This window comes from Actinacidiphila oryziradicis (assembly GCF_005047355.1).
GTDB lineage: Bacteria > Actinomycetota > Actinomycetes > Streptomycetales > Streptomycetaceae > Actinacidiphila > Actinacidiphila oryziradicis.
Map to the genome: position 1 here is coordinate 1 of NZ_SUMC01000198.1, position 7,707 is coordinate 7,707.

Genomic DNA, 7,707 nt, shown 5'->3' on the forward strand with positions numbered 1-7,707 from the left:
TCACGAACAGCTGGGACGCGAAGAAGATCACGGCCAGGGTGGCCAGGGTCTGCGCCACGACGGCCCAGGTGGCCGGAGAGGCCGCCTTGCGCTGGAGCTTGAGGGGTTCGAGTTCCTCGTCCTCCTCATCGCCGTCGCTGCCGCCGCGTATCTCGCGCCGTGCGGGCGGCCTCGGCGAGGCCGCCGACCGCGCAGGTCCCTTCCTGAAGACGGGCGAGAATCCGCAGCCATGAGGGGGTGGGTGGCCATGGCCCGGAGGATCGTGGCGATGTCGGCGGTTCCCACGGCCTCCGGTCGTTCGCGGGTGGTGGCGGTGCCCTGCCGTCGGCTCCGTTGGCCATGACGGCTCGGTTGGTCTCCGGAAAGTGCATTCACCCGGGGTCCGGTGCACGGGGCGGGTGCGCCGGCCGGAAGCCGGCCGGCGCACGGATGGTCACTCCGAGGCGGAACGGCGCCGGAACCAGCGCAGCAGTGCCCTGGCGGGCCGGGGCGGCGGGGGCGGGGCCGGGGCCGGGTCGGTGAGTGCGGTCGGCGGCGCAGTGGGCGCCGACGTGGCGGGCTTGGTGGTCCGGGTGGCCTCGGCGCGTACCAGCGCGCTGATGGCCTGGTGGGGGTCGGTGGGCATGGTTCTCCTGCGGCAGGGGGGTTTGCGGACCGGGCGGTAGGGCGCCGCCCCGTGCTTGCACGGGGCGGCGGCCGGTCCGGTCAGCAGCGCAGGATCTGCCGCAGTACCGCCCGCGGGCCGCCGGGGGCGGTGGCGCGGGAAGCGGGAGGGTCCGCCGAAGCAGGCGCCGGGAGGGGATCGGTGGCCGAGGTGGCGCCGGCCCGCGGCAGGGACGGATGGCCCAGGAGCCGGGTGGCCGCGGCACCGGGGCAGAGGCGGGTGGCCGGGTCATGTTCTGGGTGGTTGCCGCCGGCCGGGGCAGCGACGGCCGGCTGCGGGCCATGGAGCGGGCGCTGCACGGCCGGAGCGGCAGCGGTGATCCTTGCGTGGGGACATCCGGGCTCTTCGGCGGCCAGGTGCGAAGAGCCGGGGGTGAACAGGGCGTGCAGCAGCATCAGCACGCCCAGCAGGAGCGCGGCGGCCCCGGACCTGGCCAGGGAGAGGGATCGAGGTAGCATCCGCGCGCTCGCCTCCCGCTCACTGCTTCCAGCCGGTGCCGTCACTGGCATGGTCGACGCGGCCGGGGGTGCCACGCAGCCGTTGTCACTCGAACGGGAGTGGCATGTCACCCGTTCGGCGTAGGACACCGCCCCAGCCATCAACGCAGGTGACAGTGGTAACGGTCCCCATTGCAGCCTTTGGTGGAAGCCTGCCGGACGCGGTTGACTTGACTCCTGCCGAACATGACCGCGACCACTGGGAGCTCCCGTGTCCGACCACCACGACGACCACGACGGCGGTGGCCACACTCACGAGGGCGAGGGCGGCCATGCGGGACACGCCCACGGGGTGTCCGCGGATGCCGACCGGCGCTGGCTGATGACCGCCCTGATGCTGATCGGCGTGTTCATGCTCGCCGAGGTCGTGGTCGGGGTGCTGGCCAACTCACTGGCGCTGATCTCGGACGCCGCGCACATGCTCACCGACGTCGCCTCCATAGTGCTGGCGCTGATCGCGATGCGGCTGGCGGCCCGCCCGGCGAAGGGACAGTTCACCTACGGCCTCAAGCGCGTGGAGATCCTGTCCGCGCAGGCCAACGGCTTGACCCTGTTGCTGCTGTCGGTCTGGCTCGCCTACGAGGCCGTCCGCCGGCTCATCTCCCCGCCGCAGGTCACCGGCGGCCTGGTCCTGCTCACCGCTCTGATCGGAGTGGCGGTCAACCTGGTGGCCACCTGGTGCATCTCCAAGGCCAACCGCACCTCGCTGAACGTCGAGGGCGCCTACCAGCACATCCTCACCGACCTGTTCGGCTTCATCGCCACTGCCATCGCCGGAGCCATCGTGCTCACCACCGGCTTCGCCCGCGCGGACGCGATCGCCTCCCTGCTCGTGGTGGTCTTGATGCTCAAGGCCGGCTACGGACTGGTCCGCGACTCCGGACGGATCTTCCTCGAAGCCGCGCCCGCCGGCCTTGACCCCGACGTACTCGGTGACCGGCTGGCAGCCCAGGACGCCGTGGTCGAGGTCCACGACCTGCACGTGTGGCAGATCACCTCCGGCCAGCTCGCCCTGTCCGCCCACGTCCTGGTCCAGCCGGGCGGCGACTGCCACGCCGTGCGCCGCGGCCTGCAGAGCCTGCTCCGGGAGCAGTACCGCATCGGCCACGCCACGCTGCAGGTCGACCATGTCGGCGACGACGGCGCCCCGGAACTCCTGCAGATCACCACCCCGGCCGGCGGTTACCGGGACCCGCACTGCGACAACGCCCACGGCCCCGTCCACCGACCCGGCCCCCACATGCACTGATGGCTCACGCACCGGCGCGCCGGCGGGCGTGTCCGAACGGACAGAGACGACGGGCAGACAGGGCCAGGCGTGGGAACCCCGGGCCTGGCCGCGGCCCGTCGGCGGCGCGACCGGCCTTGCACCATCGGCCAGGCGGCTGACTGCCGGGATACCGGACGCCGGACGGTCTTGCCGGACGCCCCGGCGAGACCGTCCGGCTGCGGCCGGTCCTCACGGTCGGCGGCAGGCGCACGTTCCGTCCTGCGCGCGGTACGACATCGGGCAGGCCGCGCAGGGCGGTCTCCGCGGGGTCGACCAGGGCAGGGTCGACCAGGGCAGGGTCGACCAGGGCGGGGTCGACGGCGTCCATCGGGCGGCTGAAGCGCTGGCGCCCCTGAGCCCGGGGGGCGATCAGTCGTCGAGTTCGTGCCGGACACGGCGGGAGGGGGTGAAGGTGTAGAGGTCCAGGATGGCGGGCGGGTCGGCCAGGCCGGGCCCGCCGTTCTTCACCCAGGTGGTGATGTCGGTGGCGGCGTCGGGGTCGTTGACCTGGCCGAGCCAGACCGGGCGTCCGCCGGCCTGGCGGCCTTCGGCGGAGGGCTGGATGACGATGACGTTGGCACGCTCGCACGCGTCCAGGCAGTCGGTACGCCGCACCATCGTCACACCGGCCAGCGAGGTGCGCAGGTCGGCCAGCTGGGCCTCGTGGTCCAGGTGCGGGACTTTGGGGGTGCCGCAGCAGCAGCCGCGGCAGACGGTGACGGTGGGACGGGCCGCACCCGGCGCGGGGGCGGCCTTCTTGCTGCGGCGGCTCACCGCGCGTCCCCGGCCGGGACGCCGGCCCGGTTCCAGGCGGCGTCGCGCAGCAGGCGCAGGCCGTTGAGGCCGACGATGACGGTGGAGCCCTCGTGGCCCAGTACGCCGAGTGGCAGCGGCAGGTAGCCGGCCAGGTCCCAGATGACCAGGCCGGAGATGAACGCCCCGGCGATGACCAGGTTCTGCACCACCAGTCGGCGGGCCGCGCGGGAGAGCGCGATGACGGTGGGGACGGTGGCGAGTTCGTCGCGGACGATGACGGCGTCGGCGGTCTCCAGGGCGAGGTCGGAGCCGGCCCGGCCCATGGCGATGCCGGTGTGAGCGGCGGCCAGGGCGGGAGCGTCGTTGACGCCGTCGCCGATGACCAGCACCTTGCGCCCCGCTTTCTCCTGCTCGTGGACGGCGGTGACCTTGTCCTGGGGCAGGAGACCGGCACGGACGTCGGTGATGCCGACCTCTTCGGCGAGTCGGCCGGCCGCGCGCGGGTTGTCTCCGGTCAGCAGCATCGGTGTGGTGCCGGTCAGCGTGGCCAGGGAGGCGACGGTGACGGCGGCGTCGGGGCGCAGCCGGTCGGCGATGCCGAGCACACCGACCGGGGCGCCGTCGCGCTGGACGAGGACCGCGGTGCGGCCGCCGTCCTCCAGCCCGGCCGCGACCGTCTCGGCGCGGGCCGAGGCCGCGTCACCGGCGCCGTCCAGCAGGCGGGCCGGGGCGCCGACCGCGACCTTACGGCCGTCGACGCTGGCGGTGACCCCGATGCCGGGGGTGGAGGTGAAGTCCCGCATGTCCGGGATGGCCAGGCCCCGAGTGCGGGCGGCGTCCACGACAGCGCGGGCCAGCGGGTGCTCGCTGGGGTGCTCGGCCGCGGCCGCCAGCGCCAGCAGAGCGTCCTCGTCCAGGCCGGAGCCGGCCAGGGGGCGGATGTCGGTGACGCGGGGGGTGCCTTCGGTGAGGGTGCCGGTCTTGTCCAGGGCGACGGTGTCGACCTGGCCGAGGCGCTCCATGACGACGGCGGACTTGACCAGGACGCCGTGGCGTCCGGCGTTGGCGATGGCGGACAGCAGCGGCGGCATGGTGGCCAGCACCACGGCGCACGGGGAGGCGACGATCATGAAGGTCATGGCCCGCAGCAGCGAGCCCGTGAGGCCCGCGCCGAAGCCCAGCGGGATCGCGAAGACGGCCAGGGTGGCGAAGACCATGCCGAGGCTGTACCGCTGCTCGACCTTCTCGATGAACAGTTGGGTCGGGGCCTTGGTCTCGGACGCTTCCTCGACCATCGCGACGATCCGGGCGATCACGGAGTCGGAGGCGTCCCGCTCGACCTTGATCCGCAGGGCGCCGGTGCCGTTCGAAGTGCCGGCGAAGACCTCGTCACCGGCCTCCTTCGCCACCGGTAGGGGTTCGCCGGTGACGGTGGCCTGGTCGACCTCACTGGCCCCGTCCAGCACGCGGCCGTCGGCGCCGACGCGCTCGCCGGGCCTGACCAGGATGGTGTCCCCGACGGCCAGTTCGGCGGTGGCGACCGTGTCTTCGCTGCCGTCGTCGGCCAGGCGGGTGGCGGTGGCCGGGGCGAGGTCGAGCAGGCCGCGGACCGCGTCCTGGGTGCGGGCGGTGGCCAGTGCCTCCAGGGCGCCGGAGGTGGCGAAGATGACGATCAGCAGCGCACCGTCCATCACCTGCCCGATCGAGGCCGCACCGATCGCGGCGACGATCATCAGCAGGTCCACATCCAGGGTCTTCTCCCGCAGCGCCTGCAATCCGGCCCAGGCCGGCTCCCAGCCGCCCGTGACATAGGCCGCCGCATAAAGCGGGCCCCATGCCCAGGCCGGGGCGCCGGTCAGCTGGAGTGGCAGCGCGATCAGGAACAGCACCAGGGCAGCCGCGGCCCAGCGGGCTTCGGCCAGCGCCAACACACGCGTGCGCCGCCGCGGGGCGATGGTGTCCCGGCCGCCGGCCGCCGGGGCCGGGCGCTGGGTGAGGGTGGAGGACATGCGGATGGGATTCCTTCTCGCAGACAGCACGAAGCGACCCATCCACCGTACAGGAACGAATGAACACCTCTTCATTCGTCTTCGGTAGGATGGTCGCCATGGGCCACGGAGTTGACGACAAAACCACCGCCACCACCCGAGAACGCTTGGACACCGTGGGGGCCACCGACGTCGCCGCGACACTCCAGGCACTGGCGACCCCCTCGCGCCTGTACATCCTGGCCCGCCTCCAGGAAGGCCCCTGCGCGGCCGGCGACCTGGCCGACGCGGTCGGCATGGAGCAGTCCGCCTGCTCCCACCAACTCCGCCTCCTGCGCAACCTCGGCCTGGTCACCGGCGAGCGCCGGGGCCGCTCGATCGTCTACGCCCTGTACGACCACCACGTCGCCGAACTCCTCGACCAGGCCCTCTTCCACGTCGAGCACCTGCGCCTGGGCCTGCGCGATGAGCGTCTCTAGAACTCTGTGTGTGCCTGTGGTTTCCAGGCTTTTCGGGCGCGGCGTGGCCGTGTGCGGTTGCCGTCTGGTGGTCCGAACCTCGGGGTGAGGGGGTGGACCTCGGTGGCGTGCAGGTGGTGGAAGCCGGTCCGCTTGGCGGCGCGGGTGCGCTGCCGGCAGGTTCTGTGTGAGAGCCGCCTCCGGCCGGCCGGAAGAAGATCTTCGGGTCGGTGGGGTGCGGGTACTCCATGACCTGGCACCGGCCCGGATACGGCGGCTGGTGTCGTGGTGTCATGCCCCGCCGGACGCTGGACTGCCCCCGTGGTGGGGGTGGTGGCGGGGACCGTACGCACATCGGGCATACGGCGGGAAGTCTTGTGGCCCGGGGCCTGTGCCGGGGCGGCGCGCCGGGCACCTCGGTGCCGGGTGCTGCTCGGCCTGCTGGGGGTGGGGCGCTGCTTGCCCTCGGTGGCCTTGGGCCTGCGCGGGCGGGGCGGGGCCTGCTCTGCGCGGCGCTGTCGGCGCAGACGGCGGGTGGTCTTCTTCGGACGCCTCACCAGGCGCACGGTGCCCTCGATGGTGGTGCGGATGGTCCGGGCACTGGTGGCGCGTTCGGTGGTGGTGTGGGCCTGGGCGAGCAGGCCGCGGCAGACGATCCGGCGGGCGGCGGCATGGTCCCGGTCCATGGACAGTCCGCAGCCCGCGCAGTGCGCCCATTTCCAGCCCCGCTCGTGAAGCCGGTCGGGGGCGGGGTGGTGGGTGAGCTTGCCGAGGCAGCCGGGGCACAGCTTGGAGGTGCCCCGGGCCGGGACGGTGACCACCGTGATCCCGGCCTTCGCGGCCAGGTGCCGGATCGCCTCGGTGACGGTGCCGCGGACCTGCCCGGACAGCCGCGCCTGCGGCCACGGGCTTCCAGGGTGGCGAGGTCTTCGAGGTAGATGACGCTTGCGCCGAGCGCGGTGGCCTGGCCGACAGCCCAGTGGGCCGCCGACCACGCCAGCGCGCCGTTGAGGTGGCGGATGCGGGCGCACAGCCGCATGTGCTCCAGCTCCAGTACCGCCGCCCGCGCGAGGAGTTCAGCCCTGGCCGGGTGCGGGGCGCGGGGGCTGTCCGCGAGGGCTTGGTAGTGGTCGCGTCTGGTGGCGAGGTGTTCGCGGTGGGCGCGCAGCCGGTGCAGTTTCGCGCTGATCGCGGTGGCGTCGAAGATCAGGGGGCGGCCGTCGGTGACCACCCGGAGGGTCTGGCCCCGTCCGGCCAGGCGGCCGAGGGCGCCGGTGAGCAGGGTGTTGACGCCCCAGTCGAAGCCCAGCGCCACCCGATGCCCGCTCGCCTTCGTGGACGGGGTGGGGCGCGAGTGCGGCAGGTCCACCGCGATCCGGCCGCTGCGGGTGGGGCGCAGGGTGGGGGTGTGCAGGACCGACTCGCCCCCGACAGTGCCCGGCAGCCGGATGTCGATCACATGCCAGGCCCAGTCCCGCCCCGAGGCCGGGGCCGCGCACAGCGGGAGCTTGACCCGCAGCCGGGCCGTCCTGCCATCCACCCGCTCCAAGGTGACCTGCTGGCGGTCCATCGCCGCCAGCACCACCTGCGCCGCCACCGCGGGCGGCCCCTCCAGCTCACACAAACCCGCCGGCAACCGCCCGCTCTCGCGCAGATACGCGCACACCTGCCGGGTCCGGTTGCGGATCTCCGCACCACTCACCCCGGCGGGAAGCGCGGCCCGCAACGCCCGCCACTCACCCTCGGAGCGCCGGTGCGGGTCGCCGGGCCACGTCGTGAGGATCGCCGCCACCAGGGTGCGCCGGTGCAGGGCCAGCCGCAGGGTGCGTGCCGCGTACTCCTGGGCGGCCCGCCGCACCCGGTCCGAGACATACACGCCCTCGGCAGGCGCGGCGGCGCCCTGCCAGTCCAGGCGGCGAAGTGCCATCCACCCCTTGGACGGCAACTCCTCACCCGCGCAATCAACCCCGGCGGCCAGCACATCCAGCGAGGCCTCATCCCACCGGGAAGCAATCAGAGCCCGGGTCAAGTCCTGGCACAGCCCGGCGAGGAAGGACACCCGCTCCGACAGCAC

The 7,707-nt window shown here is 73.5% G+C and carries 9 protein-coding genes; 4 read left to right on the forward strand and 5 right to left on the reverse strand.

Going from position 1 to position 7,707, the window contains the following annotated elements:
- Positions 1–233, forward strand: a 233-nt coding sequence (locus tag FCI23_RS57845) for a hypothetical protein (protein ID WP_169317435.1), incomplete at its 5' end; no start/stop codon positions are given.
- 200 nt (positions 234–433) lie between these two features.
- On the opposite strand, the gene FCI23_RS52880 is transcribed toward FCI23_RS57845, so the two are convergent.
- The gene (locus tag FCI23_RS52880; protein WP_136731166.1) at positions 434–625 is read right to left on the reverse strand and encodes a hypothetical protein; all 192 of its coding nucleotides are present in this window, start codon (positions 623–625) and stop codon (positions 434–436) included.
- An 80-nt stretch (positions 626–705) separates the two neighbouring features.
- Positions 706–1,122 (reverse strand): hypothetical protein, encoded by a 417-nt coding sequence (locus FCI23_RS52885; RefSeq protein ID WP_136731167.1) that lies wholly within the window; start codon positions 1,120–1,122, stop codon positions 706–708.
- Between the two features lie 250 nt (positions 1,123–1,372).
- On the opposite strand from FCI23_RS52885, the gene FCI23_RS52890 reads away from it, so the two are divergent.
- Positions 1,373–2,410: a cation diffusion facilitator family transporter gene (locus FCI23_RS52890; protein ID WP_136731170.1), complete on the forward strand. Its 1,038-nt coding sequence runs from the start codon at positions 1,373–1,375 to the stop codon at positions 2,408–2,410.
- A gap of 390 nt (positions 2,411–2,800) precedes the next feature.
- Here FCI23_RS52890 and FCI23_RS52900 read toward each other — a convergent pair whose 3' ends face one another.
- Both FCI23_RS52900 and FCI23_RS52905 read right to left on the reverse strand, forming a co-directional pair.
- On the reverse strand, positions 2,801–3,205 hold the full coding sequence (locus FCI23_RS52900) for a (2Fe-2S) ferredoxin domain-containing protein (protein ID WP_136731176.1): 405 nt from the start codon (positions 3,203–3,205) through the stop codon (positions 2,801–2,803).
- Positions 3,202–5,196, reverse strand: a complete 1,995-nt coding sequence (locus FCI23_RS52905) for a heavy metal translocating P-type ATPase (protein ID WP_136731179.1) — start codon at positions 5,194–5,196, stop codon at positions 3,202–3,204. Before FCI23_RS52905 ends, FCI23_RS52900 begins: the two co-directional genes overlap by 4 nt.
- A 98-nt stretch (positions 5,197–5,294) precedes the next feature.
- Here FCI23_RS52905 and FCI23_RS52910 point away from each other — a divergent pair, with 98 nt between their 5' ends.
- A complete protein-coding gene (locus tag FCI23_RS52910) occupies positions 5,295–5,654 on the forward strand; it encodes an ArsR/SmtB family transcription factor (protein ID WP_136731181.1) in 360 nt (119 codons plus the stop codon).
- Here FCI23_RS52910 and FCI23_RS64480 read toward each other — a convergent pair.
- The gene (locus FCI23_RS64480; protein WP_136731184.1) at positions 5,651–6,664 is read right to left on the reverse strand and encodes a zinc ribbon domain-containing protein; all 1,014 of its coding nucleotides are present in this window, start codon (positions 6,662–6,664) and stop codon (positions 5,651–5,653) included. The genes FCI23_RS52910 and FCI23_RS64480 overlap by 4 nt on opposite strands.
- 417 nt (positions 6,665–7,081) lie before the next feature.
- Here FCI23_RS64480 and FCI23_RS64485 point away from each other — a divergent pair.
- Positions 7,082–7,707: hypothetical protein (locus FCI23_RS64485; RefSeq protein ID WP_211265873.1), on the forward strand; the 626-nt coding region annotated here is incomplete at its 3' end.